17 protein-coding genes are annotated in these 15,304 nt (G+C 71.7%); 16 read left to right on the top strand and 1 reads right to left on the bottom strand.

Annotation, left to right across the window (positions count from 1 at the left end; translation table 11 throughout):
- The 13 genes from ACTWQE_RS11860 to ACTWQE_RS11800 all read left to right on the top strand — a co-directional run.
- On the top strand, window positions 1–860 hold an 860-nt coding region (locus tag ACTWQE_RS11860; RefSeq protein WP_443328848.1), incomplete at its 5' end, for a beta-ketoacyl synthase N-terminal-like domain-containing protein.
- 362 nt (window positions 861–1,222) lie between these two features.
- Complete coding sequence (locus ACTWQE_RS11855; RefSeq protein ID WP_443328851.1) at window positions 1,223–1,696, top strand: SRPBCC family protein; 474 nt, start codon at window positions 1,223–1,225, stop codon at window positions 1,694–1,696.
- Between the two features lie 28 nt (window positions 1,697–1,724).
- Complete coding sequence (locus ACTWQE_RS11850) at window positions 1,725–2,066, top strand: TcmI family type II polyketide cyclase (RefSeq protein ID WP_443328847.1); 342 nt, start codon at window positions 1,725–1,727, stop codon at window positions 2,064–2,066.
- A 161-nt stretch (window positions 2,067–2,227) separates the two neighbouring features.
- Window positions 2,228–2,983, top strand: a complete 756-nt coding sequence (locus tag ACTWQE_RS11845) for an SDR family NAD(P)-dependent oxidoreductase (protein ID WP_443328846.1) — start codon at window positions 2,228–2,230, stop codon at window positions 2,981–2,983.
- 150 nt (window positions 2,984–3,133) lie between these two features.
- Window positions 3,134–3,628 carry a hypothetical protein gene (locus tag ACTWQE_RS11840; protein WP_443328845.1) on the top strand — a complete coding sequence of 165 codons (495 nt, stop codon included), beginning with the start codon at window positions 3,134–3,136 and terminating at the stop codon, window positions 3,626–3,628.
- A gap of 232 nt (window positions 3,629–3,860) precedes the next feature.
- Window positions 3,861–4,916 (top strand): methyltransferase, encoded by a 1,056-nt coding sequence (locus ACTWQE_RS11835; RefSeq protein WP_443328844.1) that lies wholly within the window; start codon window positions 3,861–3,863, stop codon window positions 4,914–4,916.
- 59 nt (window positions 4,917–4,975) lie between these two features.
- Complete coding sequence (locus ACTWQE_RS11830; protein WP_443328843.1) at window positions 4,976–5,644, top strand: hypothetical protein; 669 nt, start codon at window positions 4,976–4,978, stop codon at window positions 5,642–5,644.
- Window positions 5,645–5,704: 60 nt separating this feature from the next.
- Window positions 5,705–6,751: a methyltransferase gene (locus tag ACTWQE_RS11825; RefSeq protein WP_443328842.1), complete on the top strand. Its 1,047-nt coding sequence runs from the start codon at window positions 5,705–5,707 to the stop codon at window positions 6,749–6,751.
- Complete coding sequence (locus ACTWQE_RS11820; RefSeq protein ID WP_443328841.1) at window positions 6,748–7,926, top strand: Gfo/Idh/MocA family protein; 1,179 nt, start codon at window positions 6,748–6,750, stop codon at window positions 7,924–7,926. The genes ACTWQE_RS11825 and ACTWQE_RS11820 overlap by 4 nt, the downstream gene beginning before the upstream one ends.
- Window positions 7,923–8,303 carry a YciI family protein gene (locus ACTWQE_RS11815; protein WP_443328840.1) on the top strand — a complete coding sequence of 127 codons (381 nt, stop codon included), beginning with the start codon at window positions 7,923–7,925 and terminating at the stop codon, window positions 8,301–8,303. Before ACTWQE_RS11820 ends, ACTWQE_RS11815 begins: the two co-directional genes overlap by 4 nt.
- Before the next feature lie 82 nt (window positions 8,304–8,385).
- A complete protein-coding gene (locus ACTWQE_RS11810; protein ID WP_443328839.1) occupies window positions 8,386–8,862 on the top strand; it encodes a MarR family winged helix-turn-helix transcriptional regulator in 477 nt (158 codons plus the stop codon).
- A 225-nt stretch (window positions 8,863–9,087) separates the two neighbouring features.
- On the top strand, window positions 9,088–10,677 hold the full coding sequence (locus ACTWQE_RS11805; protein WP_443328838.1) for an acyl-CoA carboxylase subunit beta: 1,590 nt from the start codon (window positions 9,088–9,090) through the stop codon (window positions 10,675–10,677).
- Window positions 10,674–10,925 (top strand): acyl-CoA carboxylase subunit epsilon, encoded by a 252-nt coding sequence (locus ACTWQE_RS11800; protein ID WP_443328837.1) that lies wholly within the window; start codon window positions 10,674–10,676, stop codon window positions 10,923–10,925. Before ACTWQE_RS11805 ends, ACTWQE_RS11800 begins: the two co-directional genes overlap by 4 nt.
- A 7-nt stretch (window positions 10,926–10,932) precedes the next feature.
- Here the strand turns inward: ACTWQE_RS11800 and ACTWQE_RS11795 are convergent, their stop codons facing one another.
- A complete protein-coding gene (locus ACTWQE_RS11795) occupies window positions 10,933–11,190 on the bottom strand; it encodes a hypothetical protein (protein ID WP_443328836.1) in 258 nt (85 codons plus the stop codon).
- A gap of 577 nt (window positions 11,191–11,767) precedes the next feature.
- Between ACTWQE_RS11795 and ACTWQE_RS11790 the strand changes: the two genes are divergently transcribed.
- The 3 genes from ACTWQE_RS11790 (at window position 11,768) to ACTWQE_RS11780 (ending at window position 15,191) form a co-directional block, all read left to right on the top strand.
- The gene (locus tag ACTWQE_RS11790; protein ID WP_443328835.1) at window positions 11,768–12,445 is read left to right on the top strand and encodes a GNAT family N-acetyltransferase; all 678 of its coding nucleotides are present in this window, start codon (window positions 11,768–11,770) and stop codon (window positions 12,443–12,445) included.
- A 9-nt stretch (window positions 12,446–12,454) separates the two neighbouring features.
- The gene (locus tag ACTWQE_RS11785; RefSeq protein ID WP_443328834.1) at window positions 12,455–13,699 is read left to right on the top strand and encodes an alanine racemase; all 1,245 of its coding nucleotides are present in this window, start codon (window positions 12,455–12,457) and stop codon (window positions 13,697–13,699) included.
- A 94-nt stretch (window positions 13,700–13,793) separates the two neighbouring features.
- Window positions 13,794–15,191 (top strand): diaminobutyrate--2-oxoglutarate transaminase, encoded by a 1,398-nt coding sequence (locus ACTWQE_RS11780; RefSeq protein WP_443328833.1) that lies wholly within the window; start codon window positions 13,794–13,796, stop codon window positions 15,189–15,191.
- Window positions 15,192–15,304: the final 113 nt, after the last annotated feature.

Below are 15,304 nucleotides of genomic sequence, written 5' to 3'. Positions count from 1 at the left end.
GCACCGGGCAGGTGTCCATCCGCCGCGGCCTGAAGGGCGCCTGCGCCGTGCTGGTGACCGACGAGCCCGGCGCGCTGGACGCGCTCGGCCACGCCGCGCGGGAACTGCGCCGGAGCGGCCGGGCCATGCTCATAGGCGGAACCGAGGCCCCGGTCGGCTCGCCGTTCTCGCTGGCCTGCCAGGTCGGGGCCGGGCTGCTGAGCCCGGACCGGGATCCGGCCACCGCGTACCGCCCGTTCACCCCCGGCGCCCCCGGTTACGTGCCCGCCGAGGGCGGCGCGGTGCTCGCGGTGGAGACCCCGGAGGCAGCCGCGGAGCGGGGCGCTGAGATCCGCGCGCTGGTGCTCGGGCACGCCACCGCCTTCGGCGGCGAGGTCGCCTTCGACCCTGCCGGCGAGGCCCTGGAACACGCGGCGCGTACCGCGCTGGACCGCGCCGGGCTGCGGCCCGAGGAGGTCGACGTCGTGTTCGCCGACGCCCTGGGCACCGCCGAAGGGGACGCCGCCGAAGCCGGCGTGCTGACCCGCCTGCTGCCGGAGAGCGTCCCGGTCACCGCGCCCAAGGCCGGCTTCGGCCGTGCCTATGCGGGGGCCGGCGCGCTGGACCTGGCCGCTGCGGTGCTGTCCCTGCAGAACGGTTTCATCCCGCCCACTCCGTGGCCTGACCCGGACCGGCCGGTGCTGGATGCCCTGGCCGGGCGCCTGGTACGCGGAACCGCGCTGTCCCGCGCACCGCGCACCGCGCTGGTGCTGTCCCGCGGCTTCGGCGGGGCCTGCAGCGCCGCCGTGCTCGCCCGCGCGGACTTCACGTCCGCTGCCCCATCCGCTGCTCCGCCCGCCGCCCGTACCGCGGCGGCCTGACCCGACACCGTAACTCGCGGGCCGACGGCCCGCGATGAGATCCGGAGAGGACCATGAGCGAAGCGACCATCACCCTGCACGAGCTGGCACCCGTCATCGCCGCCTGCTGCGGCGTGTCGGTGACCGGCGAGCAGCTCGCCGCCGCACCGCAGACCACGTTCGAGGACCTGGACGTCGACTCCCTGGGCAAGCTCGGCCTCGTCGCCGAGCTGGAGCGCCGCGGGACGGTGTCCCTGGGCTCCGAAGCGGAGGCGTGCACATCCCCGTACGAGCTGGTGGCCCTGTACAACGCCGAGGTCTCGGGCGCCACGGCGCCCGCGGCACCGGCCGCGGACGGCACCCCGGGCCGTACGGCGAACGAGATCCTCATCGAGGCCCCGCTGGACCTGGTCTGGGACATGACCAACGACGTCGCGGCCTGGCCCGGCCTCTTCGACGAGTACGCCCGGGCTGAGATCCTCGAACGGTCCGGGAACACCGTGCGGTTCCGGCTGACCATGCACCCGGACGAGAACGGCGCGGTATGGAGCTGGGTCTCGGAGCGGACCACCGACCGCGAGGCGCTGACCGTACGGGCCCGCCGTGTGGAGACGGGCCCGTTCGAGTTCATGACCCTCGTGTGGACGTACCACCCCACCGACGGGGGCGTGCTCATGCGCTGGGAGCAGGAGTTCGCCATGAAGCCGACGGCCCCGGTCACCACCGCCCAGATGACCGAGCGCATCAACCGCAACTCGCCCAGTCAGATGGCGCTGATCAAGTCCAAGGTGGAAGCCGCGGCGCGGGCCGGCGACGGCTCAGAGCCGGCCACCCCGGTCGTCGGCGCCCGCTCCTGACCCCCGCGCGATCGGAAAGGTGAACACCGTGCACCGTGCACTGATCGTCGCCCGGATCCTGCCGGACCGGGAGCAGGACGTGGCCTCCGTCTTCGCGGAGTCGGACCGCGGCGAGCTGCCGCGGCTCGTGGGGATCCGCTCCCGCAGCCTGTTCCGCTTCGGCGACCTCTACATGCACCTCGTCGAGGGAGAGCGGCCGCTCGGCCCGGCCGTGGCCGAGGTCCGCGACCACCCGTCGTTCACGTCCGTCAGCAAGGCCCTTGAGCCGATGATCACCGCTTACCACCCGGAGACGTGGCGAGGCCCGGCCGACGCCATGGCCCACGAGTTCTACCGGTGGGAGAGAACGGAGGGCGGCAACCGGGCCTGAAACCGGATGGCCCGCAAGAAACTGACATCCAGTCACTTAGCCGACATCCCACGATTCCGAAGTCTGTTCAACTAACCTGAAGCACCGTCACACGCGCGTCCGCACGTGTGAGCGGAGCAGTCGGATCGACGCCAGCAGTGACGACCAGCGGGGGACGTCTCATGGAGTACGGCATCAAGGGCCGCACGGCCCTCGTGACCGGCGGATCGAACGGCATCGGAGCGGCCATCGCCAGGGCACTGGGCGCCGAAGGGGCGCACGTCGTCGTCGGGTACCACCAGTCCCGGGAACGCGCCGAAGAGGTGGCAAACCAGGTCCAGGACGTGGGCGGGGAAGCGATGACCTGCCGCTACGACCTCGCCGACGCCTCCACGGCACAGCAGATGGTCCGGACGGCCGTCGACACCTGGGGGCGCCTGGACGTGGTCGTGGCCAACGCGGTGCGCTGGTGGGCCCGTGGCCCGGGCGGCTTCGAGACCCTTCCCGAGCAGGACGCGGAGCGGATCGTGGCGGACAACCTGCTGGGCGCCGTCCGCCTGATGCGCGCCACCGCCCCCGCGCTGCGCGCGAACGGCTGGGGCCGAATCGCCCTGATGTCCACGAACCTGGTCGAGGACGGCATCCCCGGCGCGGAGTACTACGCGGCGGCCAAGGGCGGACTGCACGGTCTGTGTCACTCGCTCGCCTGGTCGCTCGGCCGGGACGGGGTGCTGGTCAATGTGGTCATGCCCGGTCTGACGATGACCGAGCGGAACCGGGCGAACTTCCCGGCCCCGCTGCGGGAACAGGAGACCCGGCTTACTCCCGCGGGGCGGCTCGTCGGCCCCGAGGACGTGGCAGACACCGTCACCTATCTGTGCTCGGAGGCCAACCGCGGCATCACCGGGGAGACCGTCCCGGTCACCGGCGGCCGCTGAGCCCGTCGTACTCACACCCGCGCGGCGACGGCCGCGCACGCACAGCACCTGGCGAACCCGCTGACGACGGCGTCACGGGCCCCCCGCCGCCGGGCCCCAGCACGTCTCATGGTCAGCATTCTCGTCACAGACGCTCCAATGAGGTCACTCATGGCTGCACGTGTGCTCGTCATCTGCTGTGAACCGCTACCGGAACTGCTCCGCGACTGCCGGAGGGTGCTCGCCGGCGTGAACGATCCCGACGTGTCCTCCGCTCTGCGGACCCTGCCGGGCAGCGGCCCGGCCGGCGCGCCGACCCTCGATCCCCACGAGCTTGCCGCGGCCGGCGGCGTGGTCTTCGCCACCGGCGGCCGGACGCCCACTCTGGCCTCCTCCGTGGCGGAACTGCTCGCGGCCACCGCACCGCTCTGGTCGAGGCGACAGCTCGAGGACCGCATCGTCTCCGGTTTCACCACGGCGGACGGACCCGCCGGGGAGGAAGCCCTCTCCGGTCTGCTGCGGGCCGCCTGCCACTGGGGGAGCCTGCTGCTTCCCGGACCCAGAGCGGGCACGGTCACCCCGGAAGCCCTGTACGCGCTGGGCGCCCGGATGGGCAGGCTCGCCGCGCGGGCGCCCTCGCCGGTCATGACCGGACCACAGCGCTGACGCGCTCCCGGATCGTCCTGCCTGCCCGATCCCGAACCGATCCCCGTTCACGATCCCTCGTCACCGATCCCTGATCACCGACCCCGGGGCCCCCATCCCGACTCCCCGGCGGCTCGTCCCGGGAGCGCGCGGAGCGCGCAACCGGCGGCCGTCGTCGGCCGCGCCCCGCAGCACGCACCCGCCCGACCGTGTCATCCGACCGCTACCGAATCTCTCGACAGACGGAGACACCATGAACGACGCTCCAGCAGTCCCCATGCCGGCCGGTCTCGCCGCCAAGATGCGCATCCGCGAGCTCTCCATAGCCCCGTGGGTGTCCCAGGCGATGTACGCCATCACCAAGCTCGGTGTTCCCGACCACCTCGCGGAGGGCCCGCGCCCGGTGGACGAGGTCGCGCCGCTCGTCGGGGCGGACCCCGAAACCCTGCACCGGCTCTGCCGGGCCCTGTCCTCGGCAGGTGTGCTCACGGAGACCGCGCCCCGGACCTACGGTCTGGCCGAGCCGGGGGAAGAGCTCGTCTCCGACCGCCCCGGCAGCCTGAGGGATGTCGTGGTCATGCATGGCGAGGAGACCTTCAGCGCCTTCGCCGACATCCTGCACACCGCGCGCACCGGCCGGCCCGCGTTCGACCACGTCTTCGGCAGCTCCTTCTACGAGTACCTCGAATCCCACTCGGAGGCCGAGCAGTTGTTCCACCGCGCGATGGGCGTCTCCGGACGGCCCCCTGCCATGGTGAGCACCCTTGACTTCGACGGCGCCAAGACCATCGTCGACCTCGGCGGAGGCTCAGGCGGCCTGCTGGCCGAAGTGCTCGCCCAGCGCCCCGGCACCGAGGGGGTGCTGGTGGACCTGGCCGAGGCGGTGGCCGAGGGCGCCCGCCGGATGGAGCGCGAGGGCCTCGCCGACCGGGTGCGGTGCGTGCCCGGCAGCTTCTTCGACCCGGCACCCGCAGGCGACACCTATCTGCTGGCGCGAGTGCTCCACAACTGGGGCGACGAGGACGCCCTGCGCATCCTCGGACGAATACGCGAGGTCATACCGGCGCACGGCCGGCTCTACGTCCTGGACCGGCTGGTGCCCGAGGTGCCGGGGCCTCACCCCGGCAAGACCGCTGACCTGGTGATGCTGGTCGTGCTCGGGGGACGCGACCGTACCCGCACCGAATACGTCGACCTGCTGCGGGCCGCAGGGTTCGAACTGGAGAAGGTGGCACCGCCGCCGCCCGGGGCCGACCCGCGCGCGGAGAGTGCCCTGGTGGCCCGTCCGGCCCAGCTGCCACGTCCATAGCGCTGGGCATGCACCGGCATCTGTTACGGGGGGAAGGCTCTGTGTTCGAAGTGCCGAGTATGAGCGCCTTGCGGAAGGCGCTGCCGTGTTCGGTGGTCGTGGACCTCACGGCCGCGGGTTTCCTGTGTGCGGACATCGCCCACGCGTTCCGCATGGCAGACGCCCTGTTCTGCGAGGCCAGGCTCAGCAGCCAGCGTGTGCAGATCAGTGAGCACCACGTTCGTGCGAAATGGGACTACGACTACTGGCACCGGCGCATCACGGAGTGCGCGCGATTCCGGGAACGCACCGCGCTCATCTATCTGGACACGGCCTTCGGGTACTGCGTCGCCGTGCGGCGGGTGCTGCACGGCCTCCGGTCCGGTGGTGTCATCCTCCCGGACCTCGTGCAGGTCGCCATGGAGGAAGGGGCCAGCATCGCCGCGGCGGAGGAGATCGTCTCCCAACCGCCCGGCCACGGACCGCACGTGGGACGGGCCCTGGTCGTCTGCCCGGCGGCCGTGGCGTACGAGGCGGCCCGCGGCGACGTCCTGCGCGCCCTGGAGACCGCCGGCTTCGAGAGAGCCGAGAGCCTGCACACCCTCCTGGCCGACTCGGGCACGGACGCCGGCGAGGCTGTCGTGAAGTGCCTGGCCACCGTCAACCGCTATGCCGAGGCGCTGCACTTGGCGCTCTGTCACGACCAGTCCTCGGACCTGGCCGCGGCGCCCCTGCACGGAACCGTCTGATCGTCGCGGATCCCTTCACCGCGCGCCGAACCACCACACCGCCTCGAGGAGGCACAGGAAATGACGGAGACAACCCCAGCCGCCCTGCCCGACATTCCGCCAGAGGAGACCCAGCGCGTCATGCGCACACTGCTCATGGGTATGCCATGGGTAGGGCAGGCCGTGTACGCCATGGCCAAGACCGGCGTCCCGGACGCCCTGGCGGCCGGACCGCTGCCCGTCGGCGAACTCGCCGAACAGGTCGGGGCCGACCCCGACGCCCTCTACCGCTTCTGTCGCGCCCTGGGCGCCCTGGGCCTCATGGAGGAGACGGCGCCCAAGGTCATCGGCCTGACCCCGGGCGGCCACCTGCTGCGCAGCAACGCCCCCGGAGCTCTGCGCCACTTCGCCATAGTCAACGGTGAAGAGAGCTTCCGGGCCTGGTCGGAGGTGCTGCACTCGCTGCGTACCGGCCGCTCCGCCTTCGAGAAGGTCTACGGGACCGACCACTTCTCGTACATGGCGGAGCATCCCGAGGCCGCCGAGTCCTTCAACGCCATGGCCGGTTCGGGCACCGCGCCCGCCGTCCTGGAGCGCTGCGCGTTCTCCGGGGCCGAGGTGATCGCCGACGTGGGCGGCGCCACGGGCGTGGTGCTCGCCTCGATGCTCGCCCGCCACGCGGAGGCCCGCGGCATCCTGCAGGACCTGCCGCAGGCCGTCGCCGACGCCCCCGAAGTGCTGCGCAAGGAGGGCGTCGAGGACCGCTGCCGGATCGTCGGCGGCAGCTTCTTCGACGAGGTCGTCCCGGGCGCCGACGTCTACGTGCTGTGCCGCGTCGTGCACGACTGGGGCGACGCGGACGCGCTGCGGCTGCTCGCCCGCGTCCGCGAGGCCATGAAGCCGGACAGCCGGCTGGTGGTCGTCGACAACATGATCCCGCCCGGGCCCGGCTTCCACCCCGGCAAGCTCGCGGACCTCCAGATGCTGGTGATCCTCGGCGGCCGGGAACGCAGCCTTCCCGAGTGCAAGGAGCTGCTCGAGCGCGCCGGGTTCAGGGTGGTGGCCGAGCACCTGCCCGAGGGCCCGGGCCCGCGCGGCGAGACCGCGGTCGAGGCGGTGCCGGCGTGAGCGCGCCGGAGGACCCCGCCCGGGAGCGGACCCCGCTCCGCGTGGGCGTGGTCGGGGCCGGCTGGGGCGCGGGCCTGCACCTGGAGGGATTCCGCCGCACCGGGCGGGTGCGGCTGGCCGCGCTGACCAGCCGCACCCGTGGCCGCGCCGAGGAACTCGCCGCCCGCTACGAGGTGGAGACGGTCACCGACGACCTCGACGAGCTGATCGAGAAGGCCGACGTGGTCTCCGTCGCCACCCCGCCGGACGCCCACCCGGACGCCGTGCTGCGCGCCGCCGAGGCCGGGCGCCACGTGCTCTGCGACAAACCGCTCGCGGTGCACGCCGCCCAGGCCGAGGAGATGCTGCGGGCCGCGGAGAAAGCCCAGGTGGTGCACAGCACCGGCTTCGTCTGGCGTTTCGACCCGGTCTTCACCGCCATGGCCCGGATGGTGGCGGACGGGGCCGTGGGCCGCCCGCTGCAACTGCGCGTGGCCAGCGTGATGGGCCTGCCGCCGCTGCCCTACAACTGGATGTACCGGGCGGAGGACGGCGGCGGCGCCTTGATGCAGCACGGCTCGCATGTACTGGACCGGATACGGCTGCTGCTCGGCGACGACATCGTCACGGTCCGCGGCGGGCTGCACCACGACATCGCCGAGGCCGCCGAGGGCCCGCAGTTCCACAACGTGCTGGAGGTGTTCGGCTGGGCCCGGGAGAACCCCGCCCCCGTGGGTTCGGCGAAAGGCCTGCCGGTGACCGCCGATACGGGATACGAATTTACCGGCATGACCGAATCCGGCGTGCGGGTCTCGGTGTTCGAGGCCTGGCACGCGTCGGCCCGGGTCGAGGAGTCCTTCGCCGTGTACGGCACCGAGGGAAGCCTGGAGTGGACCGGGGCCGACGGTCCGGTCCTGCTGCGCCCGGGACGCGACCCCGAACCCGTGGCGGTGGCCGGCGCCGCGTCCTCCAGCGGTGCCGGGGCTGCCCGGGAACACGGGCTGATGCTCTGGCATCAGCTCGCCGACTCCTTCCTGACGGCCGTGGAGGCCGCAGGCGGCGGTGGGGACGGGAGCGCTCCCGACGGGTGTACGACGGCCGCTCCGCTGCCCACCCTGGAGGACGGTCTCCACGTGATGCGGGTCATCGAGGCGGTCCGCGCCAGTCATCTGTCACGCAATGAGGAGCGAGTATGAGCGACACCGCACCACCACCGGTCCCTCCCACCCACCACGTGGTGCTCTATTCACCGGGCCCCAACTGGATCGAGGGGAAGCCCCTCTTCGAGCAGCCGCTGCAGGGGCACGCTGAGCACAACGCCGAGCTGGAGGCCCAGGGCCTGCTGACGCTCAGCGGTCCGTTCCTGGACCGGGACGCCGGCATGTCCGTCCTGGCGGTCTCCGACACCGCGGAGGCCAACAAGATCGTCCGGAAGGACCCGGCGGTGAAGGACGGCATCTTCGTGGCGGAGGTCGTACCGTTCTTCAAGGCCTTCCCCCAGCAGGCGTCCGGAGAGCCCGCCGCCCCGGAGAGGGAGGAAGCCGCCACGGAAACGGAGGACATCGCAGGGTGAGCTCCGGCCGCCCACGTCGCGCACACGGCCGGGCGCCGTAGGATCTTCCTCTCGGCCCCAGCACTCGGGAGACACAGGACGCATGCAGCCGACGGAGCAACCGGGCACTTCCGCGATAAGCCGTTCGCTGGGAACCGCCCTGGTCCGGGCCGCCCGGGAACACCGGGTCCTGGTCTCCCGGGGGCTGGCCGAAATGGGCCTGCACCCCGGCCAGGAGCTCCTGCTGGCCGAGCTGTGGAAGGACGACGGGCTCTCCCAGAGCGAGCTGACCGCGCGCCTGGGTGTCGAACTTCCCACCGTCGTCAAGGCCGTGCAGCGGCTGGAGGGGGCCGGGCTGGTCTCCCGTACCAAGGACCCGCAGGACCGGCGGGTCACCCGGGTGGCCCTCACCGAACGGGGCAGGGAACTCCGCATCGCCGTCGAAGCGGTGTGGGCCCAGACCGAGGAGGCCATGCTGCGCGGCCTTCGACCGGAAGACGCGGAGCACCTGCGCGAAGTCCTCGAACACCTCTACCGGAACCTGTCGGCGACGCGTCGGACGCGTCCCGAGCCCGAGTGAGCCCAGGGGCCCGGCCCCGGCAGCAGTAGATCCAGATCCGTAGGAACCGGCAGGGCGGAAGCCACCGGAACGGCTCCGGCTGCCCCCGTACGTCAGCCCGGCCCCATACGTCCCTGGCCTGCCCCGGCACGCCCTGAATCCGCCCGACACGCCCGGGCCCGTCCCGAAAGACCCGTACGCCTTCGAGCCACGTACCGACTCGCCCGCAGAGACCGAGGATCAGCCATGACCATGCTTGAGGAGAGGACCTTACCGGCCGACCCGCCCGGGATGGAGGCGTCGGTGGAACGCCTGCGCCGCCTGCGGGAAGAGGTCCGGCGCGGACCCGGAGACCGAGCCACCCGAGCGCAGAAGGCCAGGGGCAAGCTGACGGCCCGGGAACGTATCGACCTGCTCTTCGACGAGGGCACGTTCACCGAGACCGAGGGTCTGCGCCGCCACCGCGCGAGCGGCTTCGGCCTGGAGGACAAGAGGCCCTGCACGGACGGTGTGATCACCGGCTGGGGCACGGTGTACGGGCGCACCGTCTTCGTCTACGCCCATGACTTCCGCATCTTCGGCGGCGCGCTCGGCGAGGCGCACGCGGAGAAGATCCACAAAGTCATGGACATGGCCGAAGCCGCCCGGGTGCCCATTGTCGGCCTCTGCGACGGCGCCGGGGCTCGTATACAGGAGGGCGTCAGCGCGCTCGCCGGCTACGGCGGCATCTTCCGCCGCAACGTCCGCAGCTCCGGGGTGATCCCACAGATCAGCGTGATCCTCGGGCCGTGCGCAGGCGGCGCGGCGTACTCGCCCGCTCTCACCGACATCGTCTTGATGGTCCGCGGGACCGCCCAGATGTGCATCACCGGGCCGGACGTGGTCAAGGCTGTGACCGGCGAGGAGATCTCCCACGACGGTCTCGGCGGCGCCGACGTGCACACCCGTACCTCCGGCGTCGCCGCCTCCGCCTACGACGACGAGGAGAGCTGCCTGGAGGACGTCCGCTACCTGCTGTCCCTGCTCCCGGCCAACAACCGCGAACTCCCCCCGACCGTGCCCGCGGAGGACCCGCCGGACCGGAGCACCGAGGCGCTGACCGCCCTGGTGCCGTCGGACCCGGGCCGCTCCTACGACGTGCGCACGGTGATCGAGGAGATCACCGACCACGGGGAGTTCTTCGAGGTGCACGAGCACTGGGCGGCCAACGTGGTCTGTGCGCTGGCACGGCTGGACGGGCACGTGGTCGGCATCGTCGCCAACCAGCCCGCCGTGCTGGCCGGAGTGCTGGACATCGGAGCCTCCGAGAAGGCCGCCCGCTTCGTGCAGATGTGCGACGCCTTCAACATCCCGCTGGTCACGCTCGTCGACGTGCCCGGTTTCCTGCCGGGCGTCGACCAGGAGCACTCCGGCATCATCCGGCACGGCGCCAAGCTGCTGTACGCCTACTGCAACGCCACCGTTCCGCGGATCTCCCTGGTCATGCGAAAGGCGTACGGCGGTGCGTACATCGTCATGGACTCCCGCTCCATCGGCGCCGACCTGGCCCTTGCCTGGCCCGCAAACGAGATCGCCGTGATGGGCGCCGAAGGCGCCACGAACGTCATCTTCCGCCGCGAGATCGCCGCCGCCGAGGACCCGGAGAAGGCCCGCCGCGCCCGGATCGAGGAGTACCAGCGGGAGCTGATGCACCCCTACTACGCCGCCGAACGCGGCCTGGTGGACGACGTCATCGACCCCGCCGAGACCCGCTCCCGGCTGATCGGCGCGCTCGCCATGCTCCGCGCCAAGCACGTGCTGCTGCCGAACCGCAAGCACGGGAACCAGCCCCAGTGAGCCCCGCGCCGCACCTCGAGATCCGCGTCGTGCGCGGTCGGCCGGACGCTGCGGAACTCGCTGCCCTGACCGCCGTTCTGCTCGGCATGGCCCGCGTGCGGGGCGGCTCACCGGCCCACGAGCCGACCGGCTCCGCCCGCGCCACCGCGCCCTGGGTCGCCCATCCCTCCCGCAACTGGCCTCCGCCGGTCCTTACTTCCCATGGAGATGTGCGACGAGCCAACGTCTTTTCACCTCCGAGTCCGTGACGAAGGGTCACCCGGACGACATGGCCGACCCGATCAGCTGCCGACGATCGTGTATGTCGCCGAGGCCCGGCCCTTGTTGCCCACGTCGAGGGTCGAGGTGGCGCGGGCCCCCGCCGTCCCGGCTGATCGGGCCGTACAGGACGGTGGCGGGCTGCGGCCCGTCGGCGGATTCGCTGAAGGAAGGCGCAGCGATGGTCAGCAGGTTGAGGACGCCATCGTCATCGAAGTCCCCGACGCCGGTGGCCCGTACGCCGTCGGCGGGCAACGTGGTGACGCCCTGGAGCCGTCGGGGCCACCCCCGACGATGCGCTTGTCGAATGTGAAGTCCCCGCTGGGGCACCACATCGCTTTCCACGACGTCGGCGTAGCCGTCGTCATCCAGATCTCCGGTGACCCGAGCCGACAGGGACTGCCGATCGGGTTGGGGAACCTCGAGGCGCGATGGGACGGTAGCGCCGCCCTCCCGCCCTCTCCCGAGGGGGGAGACGACGGTGGCGCCGCTTTCCCGCCCTCGGCCGAGCAGGCCGTGAACAGCGGGGTGGTCAACGCAGAGGCAGAGGTGAGCAGGGAGTGCAGCGGGCCGGTGAGGTTGACCGGGTCGGGCTTGTCGGTGGTCAGTGGGACGTCCTGCCCGGTCAGCCGTCCGATGGTGGCGGGCTTCGGGGCTGGGAACCGGCCATCTTCGGCGTCGAGCAGTCCGACCTCGGCCGCCTCGCCGTACGCCTCGACCCCGCCCGACCGGCGCGCCCCACCAGGCGGAACAAGCCGGACAAAGAGTCCGAGTCGGGCTTACGGGCGCCGACCCTTGGAAACAAGCAAACCATTAGGTTAGGCTCACCTAAGTGTTCGTGGGCCGAATCTGGCCGCCCGACTACGTTTCCCTCGGGGGGACCATGCCCAGTCCGCACAGTTCCGTCACGCCGGGACCCAAGTCACCAAAGGGTTTACCGATCCGGCACTACGACGGAGCCGCCATTGTCGTGCATCCGGAGCGGTGGGCACGGACCTACGAGGACGTCTACGCCGACGGACTGGAACTCAGCGACCACAGCGACCCACCGATCTCCGACCGCTTGATGCGGCATGCGGAGCGCCCCGGCTTCGCGCTGGTGGCCGCGCTGGACGGCGATGACGTGGCCGGATTCATCTACGGGTACACCCTGCCGCCCGATTCGCTGTGGTGGGACGGCCTGACGCCGGACCCTGGGGCGGAGTTCCGTCGTGAGTATCCGGACCGCACGGTAGGCGTGTGCGAGTTGCTGGTGCGCTCGCCTTGGCGGCGCTCTGGTACCGCAGTCTCGCTGTTCGAGGCGTTTCTCGCAGAGCGGCGGGAGGAGCGCGCCGCGGCCCTCGTGGCTGCGGACAACGACGTGATGATCGCCATCTACGCCAGGTACGGGTTCAGGCCGATCGGCCGGATGGAGCCGTACCCCGGGTGGCGGCCCCACGTGATGATTGTGCGCGAGCTCGGCTGCCACTGGACACTTCACCATTCCTTCCCCCTTCCGACCCTGACCTGAGGCAGAGCCGTGTCCATTGAGTTGCCGCCCTCCGCAGCCCCGCGATCCGTCTATCCCCTGGACGTGCTCCCCGGCACGGTCCGTCAAAGGCTGCTGGGATTGACGCAGGCCGGGACACCGGTCTCGGCCTATGTGTACGACGGTGCGGTCGCCGCCGAGCGTGCGCGTGAGCTGCGCACGGCACTGCCGGAGTGGGCAGCCGTCTACTACGCCGTGAAGGCCAACTCCTTCCCGGGGATCGTCGAGGCGCTCGCCCCTCACGTCGACGGGTTCGAGGTCGCGTCCTGCTCGGAACTCGAACTGGCCGCCCCGGCAAAGCCGGTGATCGGGGGCACCCCCGTACCGGTGGTCGCCGCCGGCCCCGCGAAGTCTGTCCCCGTCCTCACCGCTCTGGTGCGCGCCGGAGTTGAGGCGATCAACGCCGAGAGCCTGCTGGAGCTCCACCGGATCAGCAGGATCACGGTGGGTGAAGGGGTCCGTGCCAGGGTGGCGCTTCGCGTCAACCCCGCGAGCATCCCGGTCACCGGTTCCCTGCACATGGGCGGTGTTCCCTCCCAGTTCGGGGTCGCGGAGCCCGACGTGCCCGAGGTGCTGCGCGAGGCATTGCGGCTGCCCGGCCTGGACGTGATCGGCTTCCACATCCACGCGGCGTCCAACAATCTCGACGCCGAGGCGCATGCCGCGTATCTGCGCTGGTGCGTGGAGTGGAGTGTGCGGACCGCCCAGGAGAACGGGTTCGAACTGCGGCATGTCGACATCGGCGGCGGCATCGGCGTCGCTTTCGAGGGCGAGAAGCCCTTCGACATCGTCCGCTTCGGCGAGGTGGCCGGCCAGGTCGACGTCCCCGCGGGGGTGAAGGTCGTGCTGGAGCCCGGCCGTTTCCTGGTCGCCGACTGCGGCTGGTACGCGGCCGAGGTGACGGACGTGAAGCAGTCCTACGGCGAGGCATTCGTCGTCCTGCGCGGCGGCATCAACCACTTCCAGCTGCCCACGTCCTGGGACATCGTCCACAACATCGCCGTCCTGCCCGTCGACAACTGGACCGAGGACTGTCACCGCCCGGCAGCCGAGGAGACCCGCGTAACCGTCGTCGGCGAGCTGTGCACTCCTGAGGACACCCTGCTGCGCGACGTCCACGTGGACCGAGTACGCGCCGGTGACCTCGTCGTCTTCCCGTACGCGGGCTCCTACGGCTGGGAGTTCGCCATGCACCGCTTCCTCGGCCACCCCGTCGCCGACCGCCTCCTGGTCTGAGGCCCAAGGCCGATGAGCCGCGCCGGCCCTGGGGCCCGTCGTCGGCGCCCGCTCGCTCCCCTCCCCTCCCTTCCGCCCCCTGGAGCCGTACGTCATGACTGTGCATTCCACCGACCGCCCTGGCCTCGATCACACCGCGGGCAAAGCGGACGCCATCCTGAAGCGTCAGCGCGCGCGGGAATCCTCGGCCCGCACCTACGCCCGCTCGTTCCCGATCGTCCCGGCCCGTGCTCAGGGCATGACGATCGAAGGCACCGACGGCCGCCGCTACCTCGACTGCCTGTCCGGCGCCGGCACCCTGGCCCTCGGTCACAACCACCCCGTCGTGCTGGAGGCCATTCAGCGCACCGTCAGCAGCGGGGCCCCTCTGCACGTCCTGGACCTGGCGACCCCGGAGAAGGACGAGTTCACCGACGCGCTGTTCGCCACTCTGCCCAGCAGCTTCGCCGACAAGGCCCGCATCCACTTCTGCGGGCCCGCCGGGACCGACGCGGTCGAGGCCGCGTTCAAGCTGATGCAGACCGCCACCGGGCGGCGGGGGCTGCTCGCCTTCACCGGCGCGTACCACGGCATGACGGCGGGAGCCCTGGCCGCCTCCGGCGGTGTCACCACCAAGCAGCCGGTGCCGGGGATCGCCGCAGACGTGACTCGGCTTCCCTACCCGTACGCCTACCGCTGCCCGTTCGGCGTCGGCGGGGAGCGCGGAGCGCAACTGTCCGCCCAGTACACCGAACGGCTGCTGGACGACCCCAACGGCGGCGTCGTACCGCCCGCCGCGATGATCCTCGAAGCGGTGCAGGGCGAGGGCGGCGCGGTACCGGCCCCGGACGCCTGGCTGCGCGAGATGCGGCGGATCACCGCGGAGCGGGAGATCCCGCTGATCGTCGACGAGGTGCAGACCGGCGTCGGGCGCACCGGCGCCTTCTGGGCCGTGGAGCACAGCGGGATCGTGCCGGACGCCATGGTGATGTCCAAGGCGATCGGCGGCAGCCTGCCGCTGGCGGTGCTCGTCTACCACGAGGACTACGACGGGTGGCTGCCTGGTGCCCACACCGGCACCTTCCGCGGCAACACCCTGGCCATGGCCACGGGAACCGCCACCCTGCAGTGCGTCGCCAAGGAGGGCCTGGCCGAGCGGGCAGCCACCGTCGGCGCCCGGATGACGGCACGGCTGGAGGGCCTGCGCACCGAACTCCCCACGATCGGCGACGTCCGCGGCCGCGGCCTGATGATCGGCGTCGAGCTCGTCGACCCGGAGGCCGAGCCCGACGCTTGCGGCGCCCGGCCGGTCGCCCCGCAGCTGGCCAGGCAGGTACGGGCCGCCTGCCTCGACCGGGGCCTCATCGTGGAGTTGGGCGGTCGCCACGACTCGACCGTCCGGCTCCTGCCGCCGCTGGTCATCACCGACGAGCAGGCCGAAGCGGTACTGGACCGGCTGACCGACGCCATCACCACGGTGGGGGCAGCGAAGTTCACGGGGGTGCAGGCATGACGGGCGAGATCCACAGCCTGGAGGCGCACCGCCTGGAAACCGTGTCGGGGCAGATCGCCGGCATGCCGGCACGTGGCGGCTTGAGCCTCGCGCCTGAACCCGCCCCGGGGGGG

Origin of the sequence: Streptomyces sp. 8N706, from assembly GCF_052245415.1 — a bacterium.
Taxonomy (GTDB): Bacteria; Actinomycetota; Actinomycetes; order Streptomycetales; family Streptomycetaceae; genus Streptomyces.
Note: the sequence above shows the minus strand (reverse complement) of the source record. Positions and strands in the feature narration are given on the sequence as shown.